This window comes from Aliarcobacter cibarius, from assembly GCF_013372265.1.
Classification (GTDB): domain Bacteria; phylum Campylobacterota; class Campylobacteria; order Campylobacterales; family Arcobacteraceae; genus Aliarcobacter; species Aliarcobacter cibarius.
Genome location: NZ_CP054051.1, coordinates 795,739 through 821,397 on the forward strand (window position 1 = coordinate 795,739; position 25,659 = coordinate 821,397).

At 26.6% G+C, this 25,659-nt stretch carries 29 protein-coding genes; 19 read left to right on the plus strand and 10 right to left on the minus strand.

Annotated elements, in window-relative coordinates; all coding sequences use genetic code 11:
- Nucleotides 1-62 precede the first annotated feature (62 nt).
- The 8 genes from metK (at nucleotide 63) to ftsH (ending at nucleotide 8,244) form a co-directional block, all read left to right on the plus strand.
- Entirely contained in the window at nucleotides 63-1,268 is a 1,206-nt protein-coding gene (metK, locus tag ACBT_RS03910; RefSeq protein ID WP_034218496.1) for a methionine adenosyltransferase, read from the plus strand.
- 90 nt (nucleotides 1,269-1,358) lie between these two features.
- Nucleotides 1,359-2,228, plus strand: a complete 870-nt coding sequence (accD, locus tag ACBT_RS03915; RefSeq protein ID WP_024774818.1) for an acetyl-CoA carboxylase, carboxyltransferase subunit beta — start codon at nucleotides 1,359-1,361, stop codon at nucleotides 2,226-2,228.
- A gap of 1 nt (nucleotide 2,229) precedes the next feature.
- Complete coding sequence (locus ACBT_RS03920; RefSeq protein WP_024774819.1) at nucleotides 2,230-2,841, plus strand: thiamine phosphate synthase; 612 nt, start codon at nucleotides 2,230-2,232, stop codon at nucleotides 2,839-2,841.
- A complete protein-coding gene (locus tag ACBT_RS03925; protein ID WP_024774820.1) occupies nucleotides 2,831-3,286 on the plus strand; it encodes a 23S rRNA (pseudouridine(1915)-N(3))-methyltransferase RlmH in 456 nt (151 codons plus the stop codon). Before ACBT_RS03920 ends, ACBT_RS03925 begins: the two co-directional genes overlap by 11 nt.
- Nucleotides 3,287-3,347: 61 nt before the next feature.
- On the plus strand, nucleotides 3,348-4,361 hold the full coding sequence (locus tag ACBT_RS03930; protein WP_024774821.1) for a hypothetical protein: 1,014 nt from the start codon (nucleotides 3,348-3,350) through the stop codon (nucleotides 4,359-4,361).
- The gene (locus ACBT_RS03935; protein WP_024774822.1) at nucleotides 4,361-5,293 is read left to right on the plus strand and encodes a tRNA dihydrouridine synthase; all 933 of its coding nucleotides are present in this window, start codon (nucleotides 4,361-4,363) and stop codon (nucleotides 5,291-5,293) included. The genes ACBT_RS03930 and ACBT_RS03935 overlap by 1 nt, the downstream gene beginning before the upstream one ends.
- 78 nt (nucleotides 5,294-5,371) lie before the next feature.
- On the plus strand, nucleotides 5,372-6,193 hold the full coding sequence (locus tag ACBT_RS03940; protein WP_024774823.1) for a 50S ribosomal protein L11 methyltransferase: 822 nt from the start codon (nucleotides 5,372-5,374) through the stop codon (nucleotides 6,191-6,193).
- Nucleotides 6,190-8,244, plus strand: a complete 2,055-nt coding sequence (gene ftsH, locus ACBT_RS03945; RefSeq protein WP_024774824.1) for an ATP-dependent zinc metalloprotease FtsH — start codon at nucleotides 6,190-6,192, stop codon at nucleotides 8,242-8,244. The genes ACBT_RS03940 and ftsH overlap by 4 nt, the downstream gene beginning before the upstream one ends.
- Before the next feature lie 54 nt (nucleotides 8,245-8,298).
- Here ftsH and ACBT_RS03950 read toward each other — a convergent pair whose 3' ends face one another.
- The 3 genes from ACBT_RS03950 to panB are packed head-to-tail and all read right to left on the minus strand — an operon-like array spanning nucleotide 8,299 to nucleotide 11,167.
- Nucleotides 8,299-9,333, minus strand: coding sequence for an AI-2E family transporter (locus ACBT_RS03950; RefSeq protein WP_051429940.1), 1,035 nt, complete (start codon nucleotides 9,331-9,333; stop codon nucleotides 8,299-8,301).
- On the minus strand, nucleotides 9,330-10,358 hold the full coding sequence (gene ruvB, locus ACBT_RS03955; RefSeq protein ID WP_024774826.1) for a Holliday junction branch migration DNA helicase RuvB: 1,029 nt from the start codon (nucleotides 10,356-10,358) through the stop codon (nucleotides 9,330-9,332). The genes ACBT_RS03950 and ruvB overlap by 4 nt, the downstream gene beginning before the upstream one ends.
- Nucleotides 10,358-11,167 (minus strand): 3-methyl-2-oxobutanoate hydroxymethyltransferase, encoded by an 810-nt coding sequence (gene panB, locus ACBT_RS03960; RefSeq protein WP_024774827.1) that lies wholly within the window; start codon nucleotides 11,165-11,167, stop codon nucleotides 10,358-10,360. The genes ruvB and panB overlap by 1 nt, the downstream gene beginning before the upstream one ends.
- Nucleotides 11,168-11,270: 103 nt before the next feature.
- Here panB and trpA point away from each other — a divergent pair, with 103 nt between their 5' ends.
- The 3 genes from trpA to ACBT_RS03975 all read left to right on the plus strand — a co-directional run bounded on the left by trpA (nucleotide 11,271) and on the right by ACBT_RS03975 (nucleotide 13,179).
- On the plus strand, nucleotides 11,271-12,011 hold the full coding sequence (gene trpA, locus ACBT_RS03965; RefSeq protein WP_024774828.1) for a tryptophan synthase subunit alpha: 741 nt from the start codon (nucleotides 11,271-11,273) through the stop codon (nucleotides 12,009-12,011).
- Complete coding sequence (locus tag ACBT_RS03970) at nucleotides 12,012-12,749, plus strand: arginyltransferase (protein ID WP_024774829.1); 738 nt, start codon at nucleotides 12,012-12,014, stop codon at nucleotides 12,747-12,749.
- A gap of 76 nt (nucleotides 12,750-12,825) precedes the next feature.
- A complete protein-coding gene (locus tag ACBT_RS03975; RefSeq protein ID WP_024774830.1) occupies nucleotides 12,826-13,179 on the plus strand; it encodes a hypothetical protein in 354 nt (117 codons plus the stop codon).
- 4 nt (nucleotides 13,180-13,183) lie between these two features.
- On the opposite strand, the gene feoB is transcribed toward ACBT_RS03975, so the two are convergent.
- Nucleotides 13,184-15,094 (minus strand): ferrous iron transport protein B, encoded by a 1,911-nt coding sequence (gene feoB, locus ACBT_RS03980; RefSeq protein ID WP_024774831.1) that lies wholly within the window; start codon nucleotides 15,092-15,094, stop codon nucleotides 13,184-13,186.
- Entirely contained in the window at nucleotides 15,084-15,311 is a 228-nt protein-coding gene (locus ACBT_RS03985) for a FeoA family protein (RefSeq protein ID WP_024774832.1), read from the minus strand. The genes feoB and ACBT_RS03985 overlap by 11 nt, the downstream gene beginning before the upstream one ends.
- Nucleotides 15,312-15,454: 143 nt before the next feature.
- On the opposite strand from ACBT_RS03985, the gene ACBT_RS03990 reads away from it, so the two are divergent.
- Complete coding sequence (locus ACBT_RS03990) at nucleotides 15,455-15,895, plus strand: Fur family transcriptional regulator (RefSeq protein WP_024774833.1); 441 nt, start codon at nucleotides 15,455-15,457, stop codon at nucleotides 15,893-15,895.
- Between the two features lie 52 nt (nucleotides 15,896-15,947).
- Here the strand turns inward: ACBT_RS03990 and ACBT_RS03995 are convergent, their stop codons facing one another.
- Nucleotides 15,948-16,445: a transglycosylase SLT domain-containing protein gene (locus ACBT_RS03995; RefSeq protein ID WP_024774834.1), complete on the minus strand. Its 498-nt coding sequence runs from the start codon at nucleotides 16,443-16,445 to the stop codon at nucleotides 15,948-15,950.
- A gap of 76 nt (nucleotides 16,446-16,521) precedes the next feature.
- Nucleotides 16,522-17,238, minus strand: a complete 717-nt coding sequence (locus ACBT_RS04000; RefSeq protein WP_024774835.1) for a carbon-nitrogen hydrolase family protein — start codon at nucleotides 17,236-17,238, stop codon at nucleotides 16,522-16,524.
- A 69-nt stretch (nucleotides 17,239-17,307) separates the two neighbouring features.
- Between ACBT_RS04000 and ACBT_RS04005 the strand changes: the two genes are divergently transcribed.
- Nucleotides 17,308-17,985, plus strand: a complete 678-nt coding sequence (locus tag ACBT_RS04005; protein ID WP_024774836.1) for a response regulator transcription factor — start codon at nucleotides 17,308-17,310, stop codon at nucleotides 17,983-17,985.
- The gene (locus ACBT_RS04010) at nucleotides 17,975-19,294 is read left to right on the plus strand and encodes a sensor histidine kinase (RefSeq protein WP_024774837.1); all 1,320 of its coding nucleotides are present in this window, start codon (nucleotides 17,975-17,977) and stop codon (nucleotides 19,292-19,294) included. Before ACBT_RS04005 ends, ACBT_RS04010 begins: the two co-directional genes overlap by 11 nt.
- A 12-nt stretch (nucleotides 19,295-19,306) precedes the next feature.
- Here ACBT_RS04010 and ccoG read toward each other — a convergent pair whose 3' ends face one another.
- Complete coding sequence (gene ccoG / locus ACBT_RS04015) at nucleotides 19,307-20,623, minus strand: cytochrome c oxidase accessory protein CcoG (RefSeq protein ID WP_024774838.1); 1,317 nt, start codon at nucleotides 20,621-20,623, stop codon at nucleotides 19,307-19,309.
- Nucleotides 20,624-20,738: 115 nt separating this feature from the next.
- Here ccoG and ACBT_RS04020 point away from each other — a divergent pair, with 115 nt between their 5' ends.
- The 3 genes from ACBT_RS04020 to ACBT_RS04030 are packed head-to-tail and all read left to right on the plus strand — an operon-like array spanning nucleotide 20,739 to nucleotide 23,096.
- Complete coding sequence (locus ACBT_RS04020) at nucleotides 20,739-21,368, plus strand: LolA-like protein (RefSeq protein ID WP_034218488.1); 630 nt, start codon at nucleotides 20,739-20,741, stop codon at nucleotides 21,366-21,368.
- A gap of 48 nt (nucleotides 21,369-21,416) precedes the next feature.
- Nucleotides 21,417-22,667, plus strand: a complete 1,251-nt coding sequence (locus tag ACBT_RS04025) for a sensor domain-containing diguanylate cyclase (protein WP_024774839.1) — start codon at nucleotides 21,417-21,419, stop codon at nucleotides 22,665-22,667.
- 15 nt (nucleotides 22,668-22,682) lie between these two features.
- Nucleotides 22,683-23,096 carry an NUDIX domain-containing protein gene (locus tag ACBT_RS04030; protein WP_024774840.1) on the plus strand — a complete coding sequence of 138 codons (414 nt, stop codon included), beginning with the start codon at nucleotides 22,683-22,685 and terminating at the stop codon, nucleotides 23,094-23,096.
- Here the strand turns inward: ACBT_RS04030 and ACBT_RS04035 are convergent.
- Together ACBT_RS04035 and ACBT_RS04040 are read right to left on the minus strand one after the other, a co-directional pair.
- Nucleotides 23,065-23,784, minus strand: a complete 720-nt coding sequence (locus tag ACBT_RS04035; RefSeq protein WP_024774841.1) for a metallophosphoesterase family protein — start codon at nucleotides 23,782-23,784, stop codon at nucleotides 23,065-23,067. The genes ACBT_RS04030 and ACBT_RS04035 overlap by 32 nt on opposite strands.
- A complete protein-coding gene (locus tag ACBT_RS04040; RefSeq protein ID WP_024774842.1) occupies nucleotides 23,781-24,347 on the minus strand; it encodes a GNAT family N-acetyltransferase in 567 nt (188 codons plus the stop codon). The genes ACBT_RS04035 and ACBT_RS04040 overlap by 4 nt, the downstream gene beginning before the upstream one ends.
- Nucleotides 24,348-24,504: 157 nt before the next feature.
- Here ACBT_RS04040 and ACBT_RS04045 point away from each other — a divergent pair, with 157 nt between their 5' ends.
- On the plus strand, nucleotides 24,505-24,939 hold the full coding sequence (locus tag ACBT_RS04045; RefSeq protein WP_024774843.1) for a MarR family winged helix-turn-helix transcriptional regulator: 435 nt from the start codon (nucleotides 24,505-24,507) through the stop codon (nucleotides 24,937-24,939).
- Nucleotides 24,940-25,644, plus strand: a complete 705-nt coding sequence (locus ACBT_RS04050) for an SDR family NAD(P)-dependent oxidoreductase (RefSeq protein WP_024774844.1) — start codon at nucleotides 24,940-24,942, stop codon at nucleotides 25,642-25,644. It abuts the gene before it with no gap.
- Nucleotides 25,645-25,659 lie beyond the last annotated feature (15 nt).

Below are 25,659 nucleotides of genomic sequence, written 5' to 3' on the forward strand. Positions count from 1 at the left end.
AAAACAAAGAATGGAAAACAACTCAAGCAATAGCTTGTGGAAAACAAAGGATGGAAAACAAAATGAAAAAAACTCAATATCTGTTTACAAGTGAAGTTGTAAGCCCTGGTCACCCTGATAAATGTGCTGATATTATTGCTGATAGTATAGTTGATAAATTAATAATTGAAGATAGTAATAGTAGAGTAGCTAGTGAAGTTTTTGTAGCTGGAAAGCATGTTGTTATTGGTGGTGAAGTAAAATCAAATGCAAAATTAAGTTTTCATGATTATGAAAATTTAGTAAAAGATGCACTAGCAAAAATTGGATATGATGGTAAAAGTGCTTTTACAAAAGAGCAAGCACTTCATCCTGATGATGTACAAGTTCAAGTTTTATTAAATCAACAAAGTCCAGATATTTCTCAAGGAGTTGATCAAGAAACTGGAGAAATTGGAGCAGGAGATCAAGGAATTATGTTTGGATTTGCTTCAAATGAAGCAGCTGAATTTATGCCTGCAGCAATTGTATATGCAAGAAGACTTTGTGATAAAGTTTATCAATATGCTTTAAATAATAAAGATAAATTTGGGGTTGATATTAAAACTCAAGTTACAATTGATTATGAAACAAAAGAAAACTTTGAAAATTGTCTTCCTAGAAAGATTCATACAATTGTAGTTTCAGCTCCATCAGTAGAAGGTTTAAAAATAGATGAAGTAAGAGCTATTATTCAAGATTTAATTGATAATGCAGGACTTCCAAGTAAATTGTATGATAAAAATAGTACAATTATTCATATTAATCCAACAGGAAGATATGTAAACCATTCATCACTTCATGACAGTGGGTTAACGGGAAGAAAGCTAATTGTTGATAGCTTTGGAGGATATGCACCAATTGGTGGTGGAGCTCAAAGCAGTAAAGATTATACTAAAGTTGATAGAAGTGGCCTTTATGCAGCAAGATGGATTGCAAAACATATCGTTGCATCTGGACTTGCTAAAAAAGCTATTGTTCAAATATCTTATGCTATTGGAGTAGCTAGACCGACTTCAGTTGCAGTTGATACTATGGGAACATTTACTAAACATAATGATGATGTGCTATCTCAATTTGTAATGGAAAATTTCCCATTAACACCAAAATGGATTACTAATAAATTTAATTTAGATAAACCAAGTTCAACTACATTTTTATATGCTGATGTTGCAGCACGTGGACAAGTTGGTCAACCTGACTATCCATGGGAAAAATTAGATGAATTGGATAAATTTAAAAATATCTAAGTTTTATTATTTTTAAGGATTTTAAATCTTTAAAAATATAACTTTATGTTCCCTTTCTCTGTTTGGGAACTAATTTAAAAGGAGAATAGTATGGATTTAAGAAACCTATTTAGCAAAATTTCATTTGATAATAAAAATAAAGAACAAGCAACAAAAAAAGATGCACCAAGTCACTGGGTTAAATGTCCTGATTGTAATGCTTTAATGTTTTTTAAAGAGGTTGAAAATCAAGATAATGTTTGCCCCAAATGTAGTTTTCATATGAGAGTTGGGGCAAAAAGAAGAATAGAAATTCTAAGTGATGAAGGAAGTTTTGTTGAGTTTGATGCAAATTTAAAACCTAATGATCCTTTAAAATTTGTTGATAAACTTTCATACAAAAAAAGAGTGGAAGAGGGTTATGAGAAAACGGGAAGAGTATCTAGTGTAATTAGTGGTGAGTGTACTATTAATTCTATTCCTGTTCAATTGGTTGTTTTTGATTTTGCTTTTATGGGTGGAAGTCTAGGTAGTGTTGAAGGTGAAAAAATTGTACGAGCTGTAAATAGGGCTATTGCTAAAAGAGAACCTCTTATTATTGTATCTGCTTCTGGTGGAGCTAGAATGCAAGAGTCAACTTTTTCTTTGATGCAAATGGCAAAAACTAGTGCAGCATTAAAAAAACTAGATAGTCACAAATTACCATATATCTCTATTTTAACAGATCCTACTATGGGTGGAGTTTCTGCTTCTTTTGCATTTTTAGGTGATATTATCATGGCTGAACCAGGAGCTTTAATTGGATTTGCTGGTCAGAGAGTAATTAAACAAACTATAGGTGCTGATTTACCTGAAGGATTTCAAAGAGCGGAATTTTTATTAGAAAAAGGTTCTATTGATATGGTTGTAAATAGAAGAGAAATGAAAAAAACTCTTACAGATTTACTTACTATATTTAAAAATGAAGAAAAAATATCTTAAGATGTCTTCAAATTTAGAAAAAGCTTTAGGGTTTAACCTAAAAGCTTTTAATTACTTATATGTTTTATGCGACTATGAATCTCTTTTGAAAAGAGATATATCTCTTAATAAATTTTTAGAAATTTTAAAGAAATATGATGTAAAAATTTTACAATATAGAGATAAGATTTCAGATTTAGATATTCAAAAACAAAATTTAGATTTTTTAAGAAAAAATTTAAATATCCCAATAATAATAAATGATAAAATCGAGCTGATAGATTATGCAGATGGACTGCATTTAGGGCAAGAAGATTTTTCAAAAGTTCACACTGATAAAAAAATTGCTGTAAAGCTTTTAAGAGCAAAAATAAAAGATAAACTTTTAGGTCTTTCTACACATAATGAAATAGAAATATTAGAAGCAAATAGCTTGGAAATAGATATGATAGGTTTAGGAGCTTACAGACCTACAAATACAAAAGATATATCAAATATCTTAGAAGACAAGTTACCTTATCTTGCAAAAATATCTAAACATCCAGTTTGCGCTATTGGTGGTGTAAGAGTTGATGATGTTATAGAAAATGTTCATTTTAATACAGTTGGAAGTGCAATTTTAAATGAAGATTAACATATATTCTATTGTAAAGCCTTCAACTGATAGCTTTGATAAACTTATAAAAGAGTTTATTAAAATGTCAAGTAAATACGCAAAAGTTGAAGTTTTTTATATATTTAATAAAGATATAGCAAAAGCTCAAACTATTGGTGAAAACGAATCAAAAGAGATTTATACAAAAACTTATTTACCATATTTAAAAGGTTATAATATAGCTCTTGATGTGTTAGGTAAAAGTGTAGATAGTTTTGCTTTTTCTAAGTTATTAGAAGATAAAAATGAGGTAAATTTTTTTATTGGTGGTGCATATGGTTTTCAAAGAGAGTTTTTAGACAAATGTGATACTACTATTTCATTAAGTAATTTAACTTTTGCACATAAAGTTGCTACTTTGGTTTTGAGTGAACAGATATTTAGGTCATTAGCTATTATAAACAATCATCCATATCATAAATAATTTATGAACATTTTTGTATAATCGAAAACTGTAAAAATAACTTTTTAACAAAGGAAAGAGAATGGGTCTTAAGAATTATATTATCACATCAATACTTTTAATAATTTTGGTGTTTGGATTTACACATAGTCTAGAGTTTGGAGAGTACACTTTTTCTATGTTTGATTACTCTTTAACTCTTCCTATTGCTATTTGGGTTGTAATGCCTTTGGCTTTATTGGCTTTTGTTACATATTTACACATAATTTTTTATGGACTTGTAAAATATTTTAAATTAAAAGCACTTGATTATGATATGGACGCACTTTTTTCTTTGATTGAATCAAAACTTTTAGAAAAAGAAAACAAAAGTAATTTTAGAACGAAAAGATTTAAAGAATTGTCAAATGTTTTAAATCAGTTAGAAATTAAACCTTCAAGGGAAATTTTTAGTTCATCAAATGAAGAATTAAATAAAATTGTAAGTTCTATTCAAAGTATAAAAGATGGAAAATATGTAAGTGAAAAGAGTATAAAAGTTCAAGAAAGTTCTACTTTAGGTAAACAAAATTTACTTAATAAAATAAATGAACAAGTTGATTTTGCACTTGATGTTGTAAAAAAATCTGAAAATTATGATTTTGATACAGTGAAACAAGCATTTTTGAAAGTACTATCTGAAAAAAGTATGACTACAATTAAAAAAGTTTATAAAAATGTAAATTTTGATAAAGAACTAGTTTCTAAATTGTTTGAAAAAGATAGAGAAAATAGTGAATTTGGTTTTGAAAATAGTGAGATTATAGATATTGTTAAAAATGTTAAATTAACAAAAGATGATTATCTAGAGATGGCAAAAAATTATAAATCAACACTAAATCCAGATAAGATAATTGATCTTTTTGAAAAACTTTCAAATCAAAATGAAGAGGCAACAACAGCTTATTTATTTGTATTAAGTGAATTTGAGATGATAGATAAGTTAAGAGAATTTTTAGCTAATACAAATGAAAACGAGTATGTTTCATTTAAGGCTTTAGTAGATTTAAAAGATTGTGGAAAACATTATAATTTAGAAAGTTTGTCGTATAAATAATGAAAAAAAAATTAGATTTTAGCAAGCCCTTAGTAGTGCTTGCACCACTAGCAGGATACACAGATTTACCATTTAGAAGTGTTGTTAAAAAATTTGGAGCAGATCTTACAATATCAGAAATGATTAGTTCAAATGCTTTAGTTTATAAAAGTGAAAGAACACTTAAAATGATAGAAAAATCTCCAACAGAAGATCCATATTTTGTGCAAATAGCTGGAAATAGTGTTGATTTAGTAAAAGCTGCTGTTGAGATACTAAACGATGTTGAAGGTATTGATGGAATAGATTTAAACTGTGGTTGTCCAGCTCCAAAAGTTTTTAATCACGGTAGCGGTTCTAACTTACTTGGTGATTTAAAAAAACTTGAAGAGATATTAAGTACTATCAAAAAATATTCAAAAAAAGATTATACAAGTGCTAAAGTAAGACTTGGTGTAAATGAAAAAATCCCAGTTGAAATTGGAAAAGTAGTAGAAGCTTGTGGAGTTGATTTTGTATCTGTTCATGGAAGAACAAGAGCAGGAAAATATAAGGCTCCTGTTGATTATGATGCTATAAAACAGATGAAAGAAGCTGTTTCTATTCCAGTTATTGCAAATGGTGATATTAAGGATTACAAAAAAGCAAAAGAGGTTTTACAGTACACTAATGCTGATGGTGTTATGATAGGACGAGGTGCTATTGGAAAACCTTGGGTTTTTTATCAATTAAAACATGAATTAGAAGACATAGATAATTCTATTAAAAAAGAGATTATTCTTGAACACTATGACAAAATGCTTGAATTTCATGGAGATTATGGTGCAGTAATCTTTAGAAAACTTCTTCATGCCTACTCAAAAGGCTATACTGGTGCAAATGAATTTAGAGATTTAGTAAATGGCATTAGTGATACAAAAATTATGAGAGACTTAATAGAAAGCTTCTTTTAATTAAACTCAAAAGTTATTTGGATAAAATATTACACTTTTTATAAGTAAATAAAAATTATTAAATAAAGAAGGTAATATTTGTCTGAATACTATTTTGAATTATCTGTCAAACCAGAAAATCATTACGAACTTTTTTTAGATTTGCTTGAATCTTTAACTGAGGATGCAATCGAAGAAAATGAAGGTGTAATAACTATCAGAAGTGAAGATGAACTTGAAGATTTTCTTGAACCTTTAAATAAATTTTCAAAAGCTTTAAATGCAAAATGCAAAATAAATTATGAAAAAAAAGAGAGTATTGATTGGATTAAAAAATATCAAGACTCAATTCAAGCAGTTGAAGTTGGTAACTTTTATGTAAGACCATCTTGGATAGAAGAAAAAAAAGAAAAAATAAATCTTTTAATAGATCCAGCACTTGCTTTTGGGTCTGGACATCATGAAACAACATCATCTTGCTTGCTTGCTATTGATGAGTTCGTAAATAAAAATGACAATTTACTAGATGTAGGAACTGGAAGTGGTATTTTAGCAATAGCTGCAGCAAAAAAAGGTGCGATTGTTGATGTTTGCGATACAGATGAAATTTGTATTGAAAGTACAATGTCAAATTTTAACTTAAATAGCGAAAAAATTCATTATTCATGGGTTGGTTCTGTAAATAAAGCAGAAAAAAAATATGATGTAGTTGTTGCAAATATTATTGCTGATGTTTTAGTAATGATTGCTAATGATTTGAAAAATGCTACTAAAGAGGGAGGTATTTTAATACTTTCTGGTATTTTAGAGAAACATGAGAAGAGAGTGTTAAATAAATTTAGTGATTTAGAAGAGTTAAAGATTATTCACAAAAATGAGTGGGTAACTATGATATTTAAAAATATTAAGGGGTCAAATTGATAAATAAACCACAACAAAATGATAATAAAAATTCAAATAATAATGGTAACAATTTTTTTAATAACAATCCACTATTAGTATTTGTTTTATTCTCAATGGTAACGATTTTTGCTTTTAAAGCAATCTTCCCTGAAGAACAAGTTACTAATATGGGTGCTAATGGACAAACAATATCAGGTACAAGTTCAAATAGAACAATTCCTTATTCTGAATTAAAAAAATTAATATCTAGTGGAAAAGTTGAGTATGTAGGTATTGGTAGCACTCAAGTTAGAGCTTTGAGTAAAGGTGAAGCAGGACAGAATATAACTTATACAGCAAGAAGAGTTATTCCTGATGATACACTAATTCCTGAGTTAGAGAAAAATGGTATTGGATATGGAGGAATAAACGAAGAAAATCTTTTATCTGATATTCTTTTTGGATGGGTTTTACCAATATTTTTATTTTTTGCTATTTGGATGTTTTTGGTTAAAAGAATGCAAAAATCTATGGGTGGTGGTTCAGGAGGAATTCTTGGAATTGGTTCGTCTAAAAAAATGATAAATTCTGAGAAACCAAATGTAAAATTTGATGATATGGCCGGAAATAAGGAGGCAAAAGAAGAAGTTCAAGAAGTTGTTGATTTCTTAAAAGCTCCAGATAGATATGTTAGATTAGGAGCTCAGATTCCAAAAGGTGTATTACTAGTAGGACCTCCAGGTACAGGTAAAACTTTACTTGCAAAAGCAGTAGCAGGTGAAGCAGATGTTCAATTTTTATCTGTTTCAGGTTCAGCATTTATTGAAATGTTTGTTGGAGTTGGAGCATCTAGAGTTAGAGATTTATTTGAACAAGCTAAAAAAGTAGCTCCCGCTATCATTTTTATAGACGAAATTGATGCAATTGGTAAAAGTAGAGCTAGTGGTGGACCAATGGGTGGAAATGACGAAAGAGAACAAACTCTAAATCAACTTTTAGCAGAAATGGATGGTTTTTCTACTGAAACTGCACCTGTAATAGTCCTAGCGGCTACGAATAGACCAGAAGTTTTAGATCCTGCACTTTTAAGACCAGGAAGATTTGACAGACAAGTTTTAGTTGATAAACCTGATTATGAAGGTAGAATTGAAATTTTAAATGTTCATATTAAAGATGTAAAAATAGCAAAAGATGTAGATTTAAAAGAAGTTGCTAAAATGACAGCAGGTCTTGCTGGAGCTGATTTAGCAAATATTATAAATGAAGCAGCACTTCTTGCTGGAAGAGCAAATAAAAATCAAGTTGAAGCAAGTGATTTTAAAGAAGCGGTAGAGAGACAAATAGCAGGTTTAGAGAAAAAATCTAGAAGAATATCTCCAAAAGAGAGAAAAATTGTTGCATATCACGAAAGTGGGCATGCTGTTATGGCAGAAATTACAAAAGGTGCTAAAAAAGTAAATAAAGTATCTATTGTTCCAAGAGGATTAGCTGCTCTTGGATATACACTTAACACACCTGAAGAGAATAAATACTTAATGCAAAAACATGAGTTATTAGCAGAAGTTGATGTACTTCTTGGTGGTCGTGCTGCAGAAGAGGTATTTATTGGAGAGATTAGTACAGGAGCTGGAAACGACTTAGAAAGAGCGACAAATATTATAAAATCTATGGCAACTGTTTATGGAATGAGTGATATAGCTGGACTAATGGTTCTAGAAAGACGAACTAACCAATTTTTAGGTGGACAAACACAAAAAGATTTTTCTGATGCAATGGCTAAAGATTTAGATGATCATGTTAAGAATACTTTAAATGAAAGATATAGTATCGTACTTAATTCATTAAAAGAAAATAGAAGTGCAATTGAGCAAATGACAGCTGAACTTCTTGAAATAGAAGTAATAACTGGTGAAAGAGTAAGAGAAATTATCAAAGAGAATGGTGGAACTATTTTTGAAGATGAAGATTTACATACAGAAGCTTTGAGTAAAGATGTAGAAGAAAAAGCAAAAGATAAAACAGATGTAGACTCTTTAGAGGATTCTAAAGAAGATGTTACAGAAAATAGTGATAACAATCCAAATAATTAAATTTTAGAAGCAATTAATTGCTTCTAAAATATTTAATTTACTCAAAATTATAATTTAGTTTAAATCGACAGAATATTTTTTTAATAAATACATAATAGAAATAAATAAACTTACTAATGCAGGTCCTATAATCATTCCCCAAAAACCAAATGTTGAAAGTCCAGCTACTATTGAGAAGAAAATTAATAAAGAGTTTATTTTTGTAGGGCTTTTTATTACTTTTTTATTTATATAATTTATTATAAGTGGTTTTATGAAAGTATCTGCTATTAAAGAGATTACTACAATAGAATAAATAGCAATAACCAATGCATTTGTAACAGAACCAGTAGTTGCTTCATAAATCGCTATAGGAAGCCACATAATTGCTCCACCAATTACAGGAATTAAAGAAGCAAAACCATATAAAACTCCAAATAAAAGTGAATCATAACCAAAAAATTTCAAAAAGAATCCAAATAAGAAACCTTGAAAAATTGCAGTTACTAAAATAGAGTAAAAGACAACACTCATTACACTTGAAGATTCATTAAAAAGTATTGTAGAATCTTCATTTTTCATAGGCAATAGCTCTTTTGAGAATTTTGCAATTTGTGTTGAATACAATGTAAAAAAGAAGAAAAATACTAAAATCATAATCATATCAATAACAAATTTTGCAGAATTTTTACCTAAAAATGTGCTAATTGCTACAGCTTCTTGAACACCTTTTCCTATATCAATTTTTGAAATAAAATTTTTGAAAAAATCATTTAAGAATGGAAATTCAATAATTATTCCATGAGCTGTATTTTTTATTTGGTTTAAATTTGAAATTAGAAGGTTTTGATCAAACTGATTGAAAAATGTTGCAAATGAAAAAATACAATACAAAATAGGAATGAAAAATAGTGCAGTCATTCCTAAAGTTATTATAGTTGTTGATAAGATTCTATTTTTTATATTTTTTTCAAGTTTTGTAGTCAAAGAACTAGTTGAAATTGTAAGTAAAACAGAAACAATTAATGCTTTTAAAAAAGGATTAAATAGTTCAACTATGAAGAATAGCAAAACTAAAGCGAGTGCAATTAAAAAATATGTAGGTTTCAAAATAGGCTTCCTTGTTCATCATCAAATTTTTGTTTTGGTGGAGTTAGTCTAAACATTTCATAGGATTTAATACTAGCAACTCTTCCTCTAGCTGTTCTTTCTATGTAACCATTAGCAAGTAAATAAGGCTCTATTGCATCTTCAATAGTTCCTTCATCTTCACTTAGTGCTGCTGCAATAGTTGATAATCCCATAGGTTTTCCTCTATTTGATATAAGTAGTTCTAGAAGATTTATATCCATCTCATCAAAACCATTTTCATTTATACCTAATTCATCTAAAGCATATTTACATCTTGTTAAATTTATCTCTTTGTCATTTGCAACTTGTGAGAAATCTCTAACTCTTCTTAAAAGCCTTAATGCAACTCTAGGCGTTCCTCTGCTTCTTCTTGACATTTCTAATGCAGCATCATCTAGACTTTTAATACCTAATTTTAAAGATGCTTTTTGGATGATTTTTGCTAACTCTTCTTCTGTATAAAATTGCATTCTAAAATGCATTCCAAATCTTTCTCTTAAAGGATTTGAAAGCATTCCAGCTCTAGTTGTTGCTCCAATTAAAGTAAATCTTGGAAGATCTATTTTTACAGTTTGAGCAGCAGGTCCAGAGCCTATTATAATATCTAATCTATAATCTTCCATAGCAGGATAAAGTATCTCTTCTACGGCTGCTGAAAGACGATGAATTTCATCAATAAATAAGATATCGCCTTCTTCAAGATTTGTCAAAATTGCTGCTAAGTCACCGCTTTTTTCTATCATTGGACCAGCTGTTACTTTTATATTTGTTTTCATTTCATTTGAAATTAAATATGAAAGGGTAGTTTTACCAAGTCCTGGAGGTCCATAAAATAGAATATGATCTAGGGCTTCACCTCTTTTTTTCGAAGCATCTATAAACACTCTTAAATTTTTTTTGATTTTTTCTTGACCTATATAATCTTCCCAAGAAGAAGGTCTTAGACTTTGTTCATTACTCTCTTCTTCAAAAGAGATTTGTTCAACTTCCACTAATCTTTGCATTAATACTCTTCTTCTTTATTTGGGAAATTTTGTGTTTGAACATCAATTCTGTATTGCTCAACTGCATTTTTTACTAAAGAAGCACCATTTAAGTAGTGTCTTACAAATTTTGGTTTAAACTCTTCAAAAAATCCTAACATATCAGACCAAACTAAAACTTGACCATTTGTTTGATTTCCTGCTCCAATTCCAATTGTTGGAATATTTACCGCTTGTGTTATTTTTTTTGCAACTTCACTCATAACACCTTCAACCACAATAGCAAATGCACCAGCTTTTTCAACAGCAATTGCATCACGAATTAGTTGTTCTTCATCTTCTAAAGTTTTTCCTCTTACTTTATATCCGCCTTCACTTCTTACATACTGTGGCATAAGACCAATATGTCCCATAACAGCAATAGAGTTAGATGTTAGGTGTTTTATAATATCAGCTCTATCTTCTCCACCTTCAATTTTTACAGCACTGGCATTTGTTTCTTGATAAATTTTTGCACAGTTTCTTAAAGCTTCATCTTTATTTATGTAAGTTCCAAATGGCATATCTGTTATTACAAAGGAATCTTTTGCTCCATTACAAACTGCATTTGTGTGATAAATCATTTGCTCCAAAGATGCACTTAATGTATCTTTTTTACCAGCAAAGCTCATATTTAGGCTATCCCCAACTAAAATCATATCAGCACTTTTTGAAAATAAATTTGCAAAAAGCGCATCATAAGCAGTAATTACTGTAAGTTTATATTTATTTTTTGCTTGTTTAATTTTTGTAATATTCATTTTTTCTAAATTATTTACAATTATACTCATTTTTAAAATCCTAAAAATTATTAAAATATTTTAGATTATATCTAAATATAAATTTTAAACTAGAATTGGATAGAATGAATAAATTTTATTATAGGATTTTATTTTGAAAAAACTTGTTGCTTACATTACGTCATCATTCCCAAATAACAATTTTACAGTAGATTTAGCTTATAAGCTAAAAGAGAGTGGGGTTGATATATTAGAATTGGGAGTACCATTTTCAGATCCAGTTGCAGATGGTCCAGTTATAGAAAAAGCAAATTTAAAAGCATTAGAAAGTGGTTTTAAACTTCAAGATTTATTTGAAGTATCTTCTAAAATCGGAAAAGATATTGATACTTTATGGATGGGGTATGCCAATCCTTTTCATCATTATGGAATAGAAAATTTTTTAAAAAAAGCACAAGAATATAATATTTCAGGAACTATAATTCCAGATCTTCCATTTGAAATGGCTAAAAAGTATAGTGATTTATATGAAGAATATGGAAAAGCAAATATTACTTTTGTAGCGCCAACAACGCCTAAAGATAGAATTAAAATGCTTGTTGAAAATTCACAAAAATTTATTTATATGGTTGCTTATGCTGGAATAACAGGTAGTGGAAAAAGTGAAGATTTATCAGAGATTATAAAGAATATTAAAGAATTTACAAATACACCATTGTACATTGGTTTTGGTGTTGATGAGAAAACATGTAAAGAGAAATCAAAAGATGTTGATGGTGTAATTGTAGGAAGTGCTTTTGTTAAACATCTATTAGATGATAGTTTAAGTAATCATGAAAAAATAAATAAAATATCAAGCTTGGCTTTAGAGATTAAAAACAAGATAAATGAATAAATGCATATATTAAATCAAGATTTAGAATTTTTTGAAGAAAATCGTATATGTTCATATTTTAACAATGAAGTTTCGGATATAAGATATAGATTTATAAATAATTGTAGTATCAAAGATTATCAAAAAAAACTTGAACGGGGTTGGAGAAGATTTGGAAAAATCCATTTTGTACCAGAATGTAAAAATTGTACAAAATGTGTTTCTATGAGAATTGATGTAAAAAATTTTAAATTTTCAAAATCTGCTAAAAGAGTAATATCAAAAAATAAAGAAACTAAACTTTATATAAGACCCCCCACTGTAACAAAAGATCATATGGAACTTTATGATAAATATCATAGTTTTATGCATGATAAAAAGTTGTGGCCTTATAATCCAATTGATGTTGATGATTATATAAAATCTTATGTAGAAGGCAATACAGAGTTTGCAAAAGAGTTTTTGTATGTTAGAGATAATAAATTAATAGGCGTAGCATTAGTTGATGTTCTTCCTAAATCTATCTCTGCTATATATTGCTTTTATGACCATGATTATGACTATTTATCTATAGGAAAATATTCTATTTTATCTCAAATAAAAATAGCAAAAGATTTGAATATTCCTTATATCTATTTGGGATACTGGATAAATAAACATCATTCTATGGGATATAAAGAGGAATATAAACCTTTTGAAATATTAAAAAATAGAGCTAATATGGATGAAGAACCTATTTGGGAAGAGTACAAATCTTGATTAAAATCTATTTTAAATACTTATATTTTTTTATAGAATATAGTTTATAAAATTAAAAAACAATGAAGGAGATGAAATGTTAAAATATATAGTTTTTCTTTTTTTTACAACAACTCTTTTCTCTTTAGAAACGCAAATTCAACAAGAAGACAATAGCTATAGTCCAAAAGTTGAATGTTTAGTTTTAGAAGATGAAAACTCTATTTTATGTAAATTTGAAGTAATTATTGATCCTATTGAAGATCAAACAATTTCATTAAAATGGATAAATCCAAATCAAGAGATAACAAGAACAAGAGATATTGTAATTCCTGCTGGATCTAGTTCAGCTTATGATTTTAGATACTTAGATGGTAGAGAGAAAGGTATTTGGAATTTTAAAATAATTTATAAAGATAAAGAATATTCAAATAACTTTGAAATAAAGTAGTTCTCTATAGAGATAGAACTACTTTAGAAATATTATAAACTATAAAAGACATAATCCAAGCAGTTGTTGTTGTAAAAACAAATAAATAAGCTAAATATTTCCATCCACCAGCTTCTCTAACAAAAACCATTGATGCAGCTATACAAGGTATATAAATCATTACAAAAACTATAAATGAAATTGCAGCTTCTTTTGGAATATTGTTTTTTATGTTTTCTATTAAAGTAGTAGAGTTTTCATCATTATTCTCTCCTAAACCATATAAAATAGCTAGAGTAGAAACCACTATCTCTTTTGCTGCTAATCCTGTTTCAAGTGCTACAGCCATTCTCCAATCAAATCCTAATGGAGCAAAAAATGGTTCACTAAATTTACCAAGTTTTCCTAAATATGAATTTTCTAAATTATATAGACTTAATTCATTTTGAAGAGTTATTTTTTCTTCTTCTGAAGTTGTAAGTTCTATTTTTTGTTCAAAATTACTTTCAATATCATAATGTTTTGGATAGTTACTCATAAACCAAATTAAAATAGATGCTGCAAGAATAAATGTTCCTGCTTTCTTTAAATACATTAAAGCTTTGTTCGTAACTGCGTGATATATTAATTTTGTTGAAGGCAGTCTATATTTTGGCATTTCCATAACAAATGGCTCATCTGCACCTTTAAATACAACAACTCTTAAAAATTTTGCAGCAAATAGACCTAAAATTGCTCCACTTATATAAATTAAAAACAAAATATTTCCAGCATTTTCTTTTTCAAAGAATGCCCCAACAAAAAGAACATATATAGGAAGTCTAGCTCCACAAGACATAAATCCTACTATAAATAGTGTAAGAAGTCTATCTTTTTCATTTTTTAGAGTTCTTGCCGCCATATATGCAGGAACAGAACAACCAAAACCAGTAACTAAAGGAATAAAAGATTTACCATGAAGACCAAATTTATGGAGAATTCCATCTAATAGAAAAGATACTCTACTCATATACCCTGTACTTTCAAGTAAAGCAATTCCAAGAAATAATATTATGATATTTGGTAAAAATAGTATTACAGAACTAACTCCAGCAATAACTCCATCACCAATTAGACTTGATAACTGAGATTCTCCTAGAAGATTCTTTATATATTCTATTAAGCTATTTGAAATATTTTCGATAAATCCCATTGGAATTTCACCAAGTGTAAAAGTTAGCTGGAATAAACTCCACATTAACAACAAAAATATTGGTAGGCCAAAAAACTTATGCATTAAAATTGAATCAATTTTTTCTGTTTTTGTTTTCTGTTTTTGTTCAATTATACTCATACAATCTTTTGTTATATTTTTTACAAAGTTAAATTTTAAAGTTAAAATTTCATCTTGAGTTGTAGTTTTAATTGCAGAAAATTGGTTAAAAGATTCCTGTTCTTTTGAAAAAGTGTTTATAATTTCATCTAAAAGTTTGTGTAGACCTTGTTTTCTTGCTGCACTCACTTTTATACAAGGTTTTTTTAGATAATTTGAGAGTTTTTTCTCATCTATAAATATATTCTCTTTTTCTGCTTCATCACTCATATTTAAAGCTAAAATCATCTTTTTATTCAAATTTAGAAGTTCACTTGTTAGCAATAAGTTTCTTTGTAAATTTGTTGAATCAAGAACATTTAATATGATGTCATATTTTTCATTATCTAAGAATTTTTTTACAACTTTTTCTTCTATCGAATAGTTTGTTAAAGAATAAGTTCCTGGTAAATCTATGATTTGAATTTGATAATTTTTATATTTAAATCTTACCTCTTTTTTTTCAACCGTAACACCTGAAAAATTTCCAACTTTTAATTTAGAATTAGAAATAGAGTTAATAAGCATTGACTTCCCAACATTGGGTTGTCCAACAAGAGCAATTTTTATAATATTAGTCTTCATAAGATACTTTTATCTTTGATGCTTCAGAAGATCTAAGAGCTACCTTTGATTGATTTATTTTTATTTCTACAGTTTTTTTAGCCATTGATTTAGCTGTTACACAAATAGTTGAACCTTTTATTATTCCAAAAGAGTAAAGTCTGTTTTTAAGTATTTCATCACAAATAATATCTGTAATTTCAGCTCTTCTATTTACTTTTAAATCGTTTACACTCATAAGCACGACCTTATAATTAATAATGATTATTATAATACAATATTATTTAATTTTACTTAATTAATATCAAGAATTTTACGATAATTTGAATTTTTACAAACTTTAGCTATACTTAAATGTTTATTTTTTTAAAGGCGTATTTAATGATAGATAATTACAATGAGATAATAGAAGAATTAAAAAAAATAGTTAAGCAAAAAGGTCTAAAATATACAGAACAAAGAGAGATTGTTTTGAGTATTTTACTTCAAGCAAATGGACATCTAACAGCTGAAGAGATTTATAATCAAATAAAAAAAGATTATCCTGATACAAATGTTGGAATTGCTACAGTTTATAGAGCTTTGAGTTTCTTAGAAGAAGTAGCTTTAATTGCTTCAATAAATTTTGGAACAGATGGTAAAAAGTACGAAAGTAACATAAAATCTCATCATGATCACTTAATTTGTACAGAATGTGGAAAAATAGTTGAGTTTGTTGATGAAGAGATTGAAAAAAGACAAGAAAAAATTGCGAAAGCAAATAAATTTAAAATAACTGATCATTCGATGCAATTATATGGTCTTTGTGAAGTTTGTCAATAAGTAAGTAGTATAAAATACTACTTATAACTTTGTTGTATATATATATTCAGATTTATACGTCAATTTTTCTTAACTTTTCTATAATTAAAGCAATTTCTTTTGAATAAGCTCTAGCCTCTTTACTATTAAATTTAAATCCAGCATTATAGCTTCCCCAAATTTTTGACCAATCATTTTTATGGAATTTTTGCCAATAAGCTAATTCATCAATTGCATTTTTCGTAGCAAAATTGAAATCAGAAACAAGTTTTGAAGCCAAAATATTTCTATTCCAAGCAGTATCTTTCATATTACTTCTATTTAGAGCAGATTTTATATTTATTTGATACAAACCAAAGTCTTTTGTATCTAAATTTATCATATATTCACCAAGCTTTGATTCTTTGATAGCTATTGCCATTAAAGTATATCCAAGACCGTGAGCATCTCCCTCTTTTTTAATCTCTTTTAATCTCTCTTTTTGCTCAGGTGTTAAGTTCTTAATATCTATTTCATTTGCAAAAATATTTGAAACAAATAGTAAAACTAGTAAAAATAGCCTTATTTTCACGTTTTTTCTCCTGTTTATTTATTTTATGGACAAAGAGTGTATTTTAAAATTGTGTAATAATTGTATTTCTTATAAATTATGATAAACCAATATTGATATATCTTCTTACTTTTTCTATCTCTTCTTTACTAAACTTTGCTTCTAAAATAGTTTTGCTATCATTTCTTAAAAGTTCTCCAAATGGACTTATAATGGCACTTCCTTTTCCCATATTAGAATTTGCACTATTTGATGCAATTACGAAAGCTTGATTAATTAAAGCTAATGATTTACTAATAGTTTCATAATGATCTTTTCTTTTTATTCCCCACATAGCAGGATTTAAAATAACATCAGCACCTTTTATTTGTTCCCAAAGAGTTGGAAATCTAAGTTCAAAACAAATTAATGTTGCAATTTTTAAACCATTTATATCTATGATTTTTATACTATTTTCTTTTGAAGCAGTGAAATATTTATCTTCTTCTCCAAGAGGGAATAGTTTTATTTTATCTTGAGTATGTAAAATCTTATTTTTGTAAAAAATAAATAGTCTATTATAAAATTTATTATTTTCTTTTATTATTGTTGTAAGTGCAATAGCTTTATTTTCAGATAGTTTTTTTAACTCTTCTATTATTTTTTCTGAAAAAGCTGCAGCTTCATCCATTCTATCATATGCAAATCCTATAATAGCAAGTTCTGGAGCTAGTATTATTGAATTATCTTTACAAGACATTATTAAATTCTTTAGATTTTCAAGATTTTTTTCAAAATCGTTTGAAGTTTTTATTTGTAAAGATATTAGATTCATATTTTTCCTTTTTTATTATTTTTTGAGGTGCGAATTTTAGCATAACCATATATAAGATATAATATCTTTATGTTAAAAGATTACAAAGATATAAAAGTTTTATATGTTGAAGATGACGATGTTGCAAGAGAAAATGGTGTTGAGTATTTAGAAAACTTTTTTGATAAAGTTTTTGAAGCTAGTAATGCCGTAAAAGCTCTACAATTATATGAACAATATAAACCACAAATTATAATAACTGATATTCAAATGCCAAAAATTAATGGTTTAGAATTTATAAAGCAGATTCGACAAAAAGATAAAAAAACACAAGTTATAGTAATAACTGCTTTTTGTAATCAAGAGTATCTTTTAAAAGCTATTGAACTACAACTTGTGAAATATCTAATAAAACCAGTAAATGAAAAAGATTTTGAAGAAGCTTTGATGCTTTGTTTAAACTCTTTAAAAGAAGATAGTTCAAATATTATAAAATTTGATGAAGACTCATATTTTGATATTTTTAATAAGACTTTTGTTGTAAAAAATGAAATTATAAAATTAAGAGCAAAAGAAGTTTTATTTTTAGAGCTTTTAATCAAAAACAAAAATCGATATGTAACTTATGAAGAGATAGAGTCTTTTGTTTGGTTTGATAGTGTTATGACAAAAGATGCTTTAAAGACATTAGTTAAAAATATAAAGATAAAAATCTCAAAAGATATTATTGATAATCTTACAAATGTAGGTTATAAAATTGCAATTTGATATAACTTCAATTCTATTTTATGGAATTACATTTGGAATTTTGATTATGACAATAGTTTATACATTTGTAAGATATCTTTATTCAAAAGAGATTTTTTATATTAGCTACTGCTTTATGCAAATTTTCTCTTTAGCTTACATAATTTTATACAGTAAAATTTATATTACAAACTCTTTAATTCAAGAACTATCTTTGGTTTTTGCTTCGATTTTTGCTTTAATTTTTGCAATAAATTATTATGAAGGTAAATTTTTACCGAAAATTTCAAATTATAAAGAGCTATTTTTTAATACTTTTTTATTAAATGTAGTTATTTTGACAGCCTTTTATCACTATATTTTATTTGAATATTTACCATATACAATAATTTATGCAATATTATTTATATCTATTATTTTTAATTTGAAACAAGGATTTAAACCGACACTAATTTATGTTATTGGTTGGTCAGTATTTTGCATACTTCTTTTTATATTTGATTTTAAAGATTTTTATATAAAGCAGGGGTATTTTGATTTAGTTTTAGTTGTATTTGCAATTGAAGCTATGCTTTTTACAATTTCAATAGCATATAAATATAATGATTTGAAAAAACAAAATAAAGAGTTTGAAAAAATGATTTTACAACAATCTAAGTTTGCAAAATCAGGTGAAATGATAGCAAATATAACTCATCAATTTAGACAACCTTTAAACAATATTTCATATATTCTAATAAATTTAAAAAAGAGATTTGAAAGTGAAAAGTTAGACAAATTTTTTTTTGATAAGAAGATAAATCAAGCAAACGAACAGCTAACTTTTTTATCAAAAACAATAGATGATTTTAAAGAATTTTATCTACAAGAAAAAGAAAAAGATAATTTTTCTGTAAAAGAATCTATACAAAATGCTATTACAATTTTAAGTGCAGATTTAAAAAAGCACAATATTGATTTGGATTTAAATTTTCAAACTTATGAGGATATAAAAGTTTTTGGTGTAAAAAATGAACTTTCTCAAGTTATATTATCTCTTATTTCAAATTCGATTGATGTTTTAAAAAATAGGTATAAACCAAAAATATCTATAAATGTTTTTGCTTCAAGTGCTGAGGTTATAATTGAAATTATAGATAATGGTGGAGGAATAAAACAAAAGAATCTAAAAAAAATATTTGAACCATATTTCTCAACTAAAGAAGAAGGAACCGGAATAGGTCTTTATTTATCAAAAATTATAGTTGAAGAGAGTTTTAGTGGGAAAATACAAGTTTTAAATATAAAAGATGGAGTTAAATTCTCCATCTTTATTGAAAAAGCTATTTAGAAAATTGAGATTTTAAGATTTTGAGAAATTTAATTTTTTAATAACTTTAAAATCCTTCTCTTTTGTGTAAACTTCTATAAAAATAGGAATATTTTTATTTTGAATATCTTTTAAATCATTTAAACTCTCTATTATAAGAACCTTTTTGGCTTTTTTACCACCTTCAAGTGAAATTTCTTCGAATCTTTTTATTCTAAAATTATTTTCATCTTTTAATTTAATGTCAAAAGTCAAAGGTGTATCTTGAGTATTATGAATAGTTAAAATGTAATTATTTACAATTTTTTTATCTTCGTTAATTTTGTAAAGTTCTGTTGTTTTATTTACATTTACTAAAAATTGCTCTTTTTCAAGCGAAAAGAAAAATGCTAGAAAAATAGATAAAAATAGTGAAGCAAAATAAGTTATATTTTTTTTAGTAAATATTGAGATATTTTTATTAGTTAAAACTTTATTTGTACTTCCCCAATTTATTAAACTAGATTTTCCAAGTTTTCCCATAACTGTGCTACAAGCATCACTACATTCAAGACAATTTATACATTCAACTTGAAGTCCTTTTCTAATATCAATATGTGTAGGACAAATTTTTACACAAGCATCACAAGTTGTACACTCTTCACTATTTTTCCATTGATTAATTTTAAAAATAGATTGAACACCATTTTCATAAACTTTTCCACCACGATTGAAATCATAAGTTACTTGTTTTGTATTATCATCATATAAAACAGATTGTATTCTTGAATAAGGACAAATATATACACAAAAATTTTCTTTCATAAAAACAATATCATACACTAGAAAGAAAGCTATACTAAGTATAAATATAATCATAAAACTATGATTTAAAGGGTCTTGTAAGTATTTGAAGAAATCTTCAGGTGGTACAAAATAAAGCATAAAGTTTGAAGATATAATTAAAGAGATAACAATCCATAAAAATATAGATACATATTTTTTAATTTGATTTGATTTTTTCTTGTAATCTATATCTTTTTGTTTATTTTTAATTCTTCTTAAATCTAAAATAGTACTTTCGATTAGGTCTCTATAAATTACTCTAAATATAGTTTGTGGACATGCCCATCCACACCAAACTCTACCCCAAATTGAAGTCATTGCAAATATTCCTATAAATAAAAACATTAGTAAAAATGGCATTACATAAAGTTCATTTACGTTATATGCAACTCCTAAAAAATGAAACTGTAACCTTTCAAATGATAGCAATAAAAGATGATTGTCATTTATGGTAATAAATGGTGTAATCATTACAAATATTGTAATAAAAAAATAAATTAAATATCTTTTCTTTGAATAAGACATTTTAAACCTCCAAATTTTTTATTTATATTATTAAAAAGTGGTGTTCATTTGGTGGTAAATATATTGGCAATTATTTTTAATATTGTATAATTGTATAAAATTTCAAGGAAAAGATATGTATAAGAAATTTATTTTTAGTTCAATTCTTTTTGCATCCTCTATGTTTGCAGCTCAAAGTAAAGCTTATGATGTAAAATCAGGAATTATAGAATATGCAATAGTTGCAGAAAGTCAAAATAAAAAAGATTATATAAAAGGAAGCAGTAAATTATATTTTAAAGATTTTGGTGATTTAGAGATAACTGATACAACTATGATTCAGAAAGTTTTTGAAGAAGAAGAAAAAGAGAGAGAAATAGTAAAAATATCAAAAGATACAATGTTTATTGTTAATTTTGATGATCAAATGATATACTCATCAAAAGTTGCTGCAGATGAAAATGGTTCTAGTAGACTTCTTTTAAATAAAGAAAATCTTCAAAAAATGGGAGCTACTTTTATTGGAACAGAGGTTGTTTTAGGTTATAAATGTGATGTTTGGCAACTTGGTGATGATAGAATCTGGTCATATAATGGTGTTCCTTTAAGACAAATTAGTAAATCATCTAGTGGTATGCAAATGGAAGAAGCAAAAATAGCAAATTTCAATATTGATATAAAAGATGATAAATTTAAATTACCAAATTTCCCAGTAAAACAAATGGACGAAATATTTATAAATGAAGATGGTGAAGGAGATTTTTAAAATTATTTAGAAGATACTATTCTTCTTCTTTTTTAAAACGAGCATTATATGAAAATAATTAACGATACTTTAGAACTTGACTCATATGAACTTACAATATTTGAACATTCATATAATGCTATTATTATAACAACTCCTTATTTAGATGATGAGCATCCTAAAATCTTATATGCTAATCAGGCTTTTTTAAAGATGACTGGTTATTCAATTGAAGAAATTATAAATAAAACTCCAAGAATATTACAAGGTGAAAAAACTGACAGAAAGGTACTTCAAAGGTTAAAAGAGTGTTTAATTAAAGAAGAACATTTTGAAGGTAAAGCGATAAACTACAGAAAAGATGGAAAAGAGTATTGGGTAGAATGGAATATATCGCCTGTATATGATAATGATAAAAAACTTATAGCATTTCTTTCTATCCAAAAAGATATATCTATTTTAAATGAAATTAAATTATTTCAAACAGCAATAGACCAAAATAATGTTTCTATAGCTCTTTTTAATACTAGTGGAGATTATATTTATGTTAATAAAGCCTATGCTCAAAGAACAGGTTACAGTATACAAGAACTTATAGGAAATAATCCAAGAATATTAAAATCAGGTTATCATACAGAAAACTTTTATAAAAAATTATGGGAAAATCTTTTAAATAAAAGTCCATTTAGTAGAATTTTTTGTAATAAGAATGCTTATGGTGAGTTATATTATGAAAAACAAACTATAACACCTATAATAGAACAAAATCAGATTATAGGGTTTGTTATTATTGGTAAAAATTATGATAAAGAACAAGAACATAAAGAGCAGTTAGAAGAAGATTTGTTTACTGATGAGCTTACAAAACTTTATAATAAAAGAGCTTTTGATAAAAAATTTAATACGGCTGTAGAGGATTATTTTTTAAATAAAAAAGCTTTTAGTATGATGTTTATAGATTTAGATAATTTTAAACAAGTTAATGACAATATGGGGCATGATAAAGGAGATGAAGCTTTAAAAGAAGTTGCTAATTTTTTAAGGGATAATCTTAGAAAAAGTGATGAGATTTTTAGATTTGGTGGGGATGAGTTTATAATTTTACTTTATGAACCAAATAAAAATAATGCTTCAAAAATATCTTCAAAACTTGAAGAATTATTTAATAATTCAAGTATTGCTATAAACTATAAAATAGGGATGAGTATTGGGTATAAAGAGTATAGAGGAGAAAATATAGAGTTCTTTTTTAAAGAGACAGATAAGCAAATGTACAATAGAAAGAAAACAAAAAAAGTCTTAAAAAAAGAATTTATATAAAGAATTGGAGAATAAGTGATAAAAACACCTTTTTTAGCAGTAGATGGAATAATAAAGCTATATGATGAGAATGAAAATTTTAAAGGAATTGTTTTAATCGAAAGATTAAATAAGCCTTTTGGGATTGCTATTCCTGGTGGATTTGTTGATATTGGAGAAACTGTTGAAGATGCAGTTGTAAGAGAAATGAAAGAAGAGACTGCATTAGATATTTCTATTGAATCATTATTAGGAGTTTATTCAGATCCAAAAAGAGATGAGAGATTTCATACTGCATCGGTTGTTTATGTTTGTAAAGCTTATGGAAATCCTATTGCACAAGATGATGCAAAAGAGGTATTCGTGTATAAATTAGATGAGATACCTCTTGATAAATTAGTTTTTGACCATAAAAAAATTATTTTGGATTTTCTAAACTTTCTTGAGTAAATATTCTCATACTTGGAAATTCTAAGGCACAAAGTCTTGGATTTGGAACTTTTGAAATATCTTTTTTATGAAAGCATCCTAAGTCTATTCCCATACTATAATTTGTTATATTTGGTTCAGCATAAATAGTATGTCCATAAACATTAAATATCTCTTTTATATCAATGCTTGATTTTCTGCTCCACATTATATGTTTTTCAAATATTTCTTTATCAATTTTATCTTGGCTATCTCTTAATTCCCACACTCTTCCAATACTTGAGTGACTAACAACTAAATATCTACTGTCATGCGTTTTATAATCTTTATATTCAAGATATAAAGGCAAAGAGTTTAAAAAATCATAATGTTCAAAATATTCTTCTCGTGTTTTATATGATTTTAAAGTTTCATTTCCCCCACATCTATACAACCAGTCTCTAGATTCATCATTTACAAGCGGTTCTTCTTTTGTTGGACCAAATTCTAAAAGCATATCTTCATGATTTCCTTTAACACAATCATATTTATTCTCAATTATAAATTTAATAACATTGTATGAGTCATTTCCTCTATCAACTAAATCTCCAACAAAAACAATTTTAGAGTTTTGTTTATTTGGTAATTGCCCAATTAAAGCTAAGAGAGATTTATAGCAACCATGCACATCTCCAATTATATATATTTGGTCATTTATTATATTTTTCATTCTAACTCTTTCGTATAAATTATTGCTGAACATAAGCAAGGAGGTTTGCCACAGGCTGTACAGTCAAAATTAAATTTTATGCTATCTTCTTTCCAAAAATTTTCGATTATAAACTCTTCTTTGAAACCTTCTTTTAGAGCTAATCCTCTGATATTAACTTGTTCTTTATTTTTCCAACCAGCCATTATTGCAAACTTTATATTATTTTCTTTTAATTTGGAAATTGTGCTTTTGAGTAATAAAGTTCCAATCCCATGACCTGAATAATTTTCATGAACAGCTATTGAATCAATATATCCAATTTTTTTATATTCATCATTTATAATTATTTTTTTATCTTTTGTAATCTTTTTTAAATAATCTAAGTCAATAAATTTACTTGTAGCATAAGCAACTATTTTTTCATCTATTTTTGCACATAAATTAATATCATTATTCAAAATATCTTCGTTTACAAATGAACTACCAAGTGTCATAGAAGCTATCTGTGCAACTTCATTTATCATTGATTCTTTCATAGGAATTATAGTTATATCTTTTTTCTCTAACTGTTTATTTGTCACAGTTTTAACCTTCTAATTAATTTATCGTGTAAATATAACATAATTGAGATTTTAAGTCTAAAGTTGATTTGTTTATTTTCTATTTTATAGTAAATAATAGTTGTTTTGACAAGTACTTAAATTTAGATTATAATTTGATTTTCAATATGGAGTTTTTATGCAATTTGATATGAATTTATCTTTAGGGTTTATTTTAAATAAGACATCTATACAATCAAAAGCTTTATTTTCACAAAAAATAAAAGAGTTTGATATATCTCCTGAACAATGGTCTTTAGTTTTTAGAGTTGTTGAATCTGAAGGGTTGACTCAAAAAGAACTTTCTGACTCTACATATAAAGATCAGGCAAATACAACTAGAAGTATAGATAGACTTGAAAAAAAAGATTTACTAAGAAGAGTTCATAATCACAATGATAGAAGAATAATTAATATTTATCCAACAAATAAAGCAATTGATCTGGTAAATATGATAGTTCCAATCTCATCAGAATTTAACAATCTTTTAACTAAAAATTTCACTATAGAGGAAAAAGAAGAATTAATAAAATTATTAAATAGAGTTTACGAAAATTTACAAAAAGAGGAATAAATGAATTTAGAAAATAAAATAGTACTAATCACTGGTGCAAATGGAGGATTAGGGCAAGCATTTATAAAATATTGTTTAGAAAACAATGTTCAAAAAATTTATTGTTGTGCAAGAGATATAAAAAATATAGATGCTATTGATAAACGAATCGAACCAATAAAATTGGATTTAACAAATTTAACAGATATTAATAATTTAGAAAGTTCAATAGATTCTATTGACATACTTGTAAATAATGCAGGTGTTAATAATGAAAAAAGAATTTTTGAAGTCTTAAATAATGATTTTGAGGTTAATACATTTGGTACATTAAATATTTGTAAAGCACTTTATCCAAAAATAAAAGAAAATGGTTCAATAATAACTATAAATTCTGTGCTTGCATTTATGAATCTTCCAATAATGGCACAATATTGTGCTTCAAAAAGTGCTTTACACTCTATTATGCAAGCTATTCGAGCTGAACTAGGAACAAAATCTATAAATGTTTTTGAAGTTTTTCCAGGACCAATAGATACTAGAATGTCACAAAATTTAAAAGCAAATAAAGCTACACCTTATGAAATTGTTAAAGAAGTTTTTAATGGTGTAAATAATAAAACTTTTGAAATTTTCCCTGATGACTTTTCAAAAAATATAATTTTAATGTTAAAAAATAATCCTGAACAACTAGAAAAAGAGTACGCACTTTCTATACAAAAATAATAAAAATTTGATAGA

What these genes read in the sequence shown, in the direction of transcription:
- ACBT_RS03925 (WP_024774820.1), top strand. Translation starts at nt 2,831, where the DNA reads ATGAAGATTAACATATATTCTATTGTAAAGCCTTCAACTGATAGCTTT.
- ACBT_RS03935 (WP_024774822.1), top strand. Translation starts at nt 4,361, where the DNA reads ATGAAAAAAAAATTAGATTTTAGCAAGCCCTTAGTAGTGCTTGCACCA.
- ACBT_RS03930 (WP_024774821.1), top strand. Translation starts at nt 3,348, where the DNA reads ATGGGTCTTAAGAATTATATTATCACATCAATACTTTTAATAATTTTG.
- ACBT_RS04000 (WP_024774835.1), bottom strand. Translation starts at nt 17,238, where the DNA reads ATGAATCTAATATCTTTACAAATAAAAACTTCAAACGATTTTGAAAAA.
- ACBT_RS04020 (WP_034218488.1), top strand. Translation starts at nt 20,739, where the DNA reads ATGTATAAGAAATTTATTTTTAGTTCAATTCTTTTTGCATCCTCTATG.
- accD (WP_024774818.1), top strand. Translation starts at nt 1,359, where the DNA reads ATGGATTTAAGAAACCTATTTAGCAAAATTTCATTTGATAATAAAAAT.
- ruvB (WP_024774826.1), bottom strand. Translation starts at nt 10,358, where the DNA reads ATGCAAAGATTAGTGGAAGTTGAACAAATCTCTTTTGAAGAAGAGAGT.
- ACBT_RS03920 (WP_024774819.1), top strand. Translation starts at nt 2,230, where the DNA reads ATGTCTTCAAATTTAGAAAAAGCTTTAGGGTTTAACCTAAAAGCTTTT.
- metK (WP_034218496.1), top strand. Translation starts at nt 63, where the DNA reads ATGAAAAAAACTCAATATCTGTTTACAAGTGAAGTTGTAAGCCCTGGT.
- panB (WP_024774827.1), bottom strand. Translation starts at nt 11,167, where the DNA reads ATGAGTATAATTGTAAATAATTTAGAAAAAATGAATATTACAAAAATT.
- ACBT_RS03985 (WP_024774832.1), bottom strand. Translation starts at nt 15,311, where the DNA reads ATGAGTGTAAACGATTTAAAAGTAAATAGAAGAGCTGAAATTACAGAT.
- ACBT_RS04005 (WP_024774836.1), top strand. Translation starts at nt 17,308, where the DNA reads ATGTTAAAAGATTACAAAGATATAAAAGTTTTATATGTTGAAGATGAC.
- ACBT_RS04050 (WP_024774844.1), top strand. Translation starts at nt 24,940, where the DNA reads ATGAATTTAGAAAATAAAATAGTACTAATCACTGGTGCAAATGGAGGA.
- ACBT_RS03970 (WP_024774829.1), top strand. Translation starts at nt 12,012, where the DNA reads ATGCATATATTAAATCAAGATTTAGAATTTTTTGAAGAAAATCGTATA.
- ACBT_RS03990 (WP_024774833.1), top strand. Translation starts at nt 15,455, where the DNA reads ATGATAGATAATTACAATGAGATAATAGAAGAATTAAAAAAAATAGTT.
- ACBT_RS04025 (WP_024774839.1), top strand. Translation starts at nt 21,417, where the DNA reads ATGAAAATAATTAACGATACTTTAGAACTTGACTCATATGAACTTACA.
- ccoG (WP_024774838.1), bottom strand. Translation starts at nt 20,623, where the DNA reads ATGTCTTATTCAAAGAAAAGATATTTAATTTATTTTTTTATTACAATA.
- ACBT_RS03975 (WP_024774830.1), top strand. Translation starts at nt 12,826, where the DNA reads ATGTTAAAATATATAGTTTTTCTTTTTTTTACAACAACTCTTTTCTCT.
- ACBT_RS04045 (WP_024774843.1), top strand. Translation starts at nt 24,505, where the DNA reads ATGCAATTTGATATGAATTTATCTTTAGGGTTTATTTTAAATAAGACA.
- feoB (WP_024774831.1), bottom strand. Translation starts at nt 15,094, where the DNA reads ATGAAGACTAATATTATAAAAATTGCTCTTGTTGGACAACCCAATGTT.
- ACBT_RS04035 (WP_024774841.1), bottom strand. Translation starts at nt 23,784, where the DNA reads ATGAAAAATATAATAAATGACCAAATATATATAATTGGAGATGTGCAT.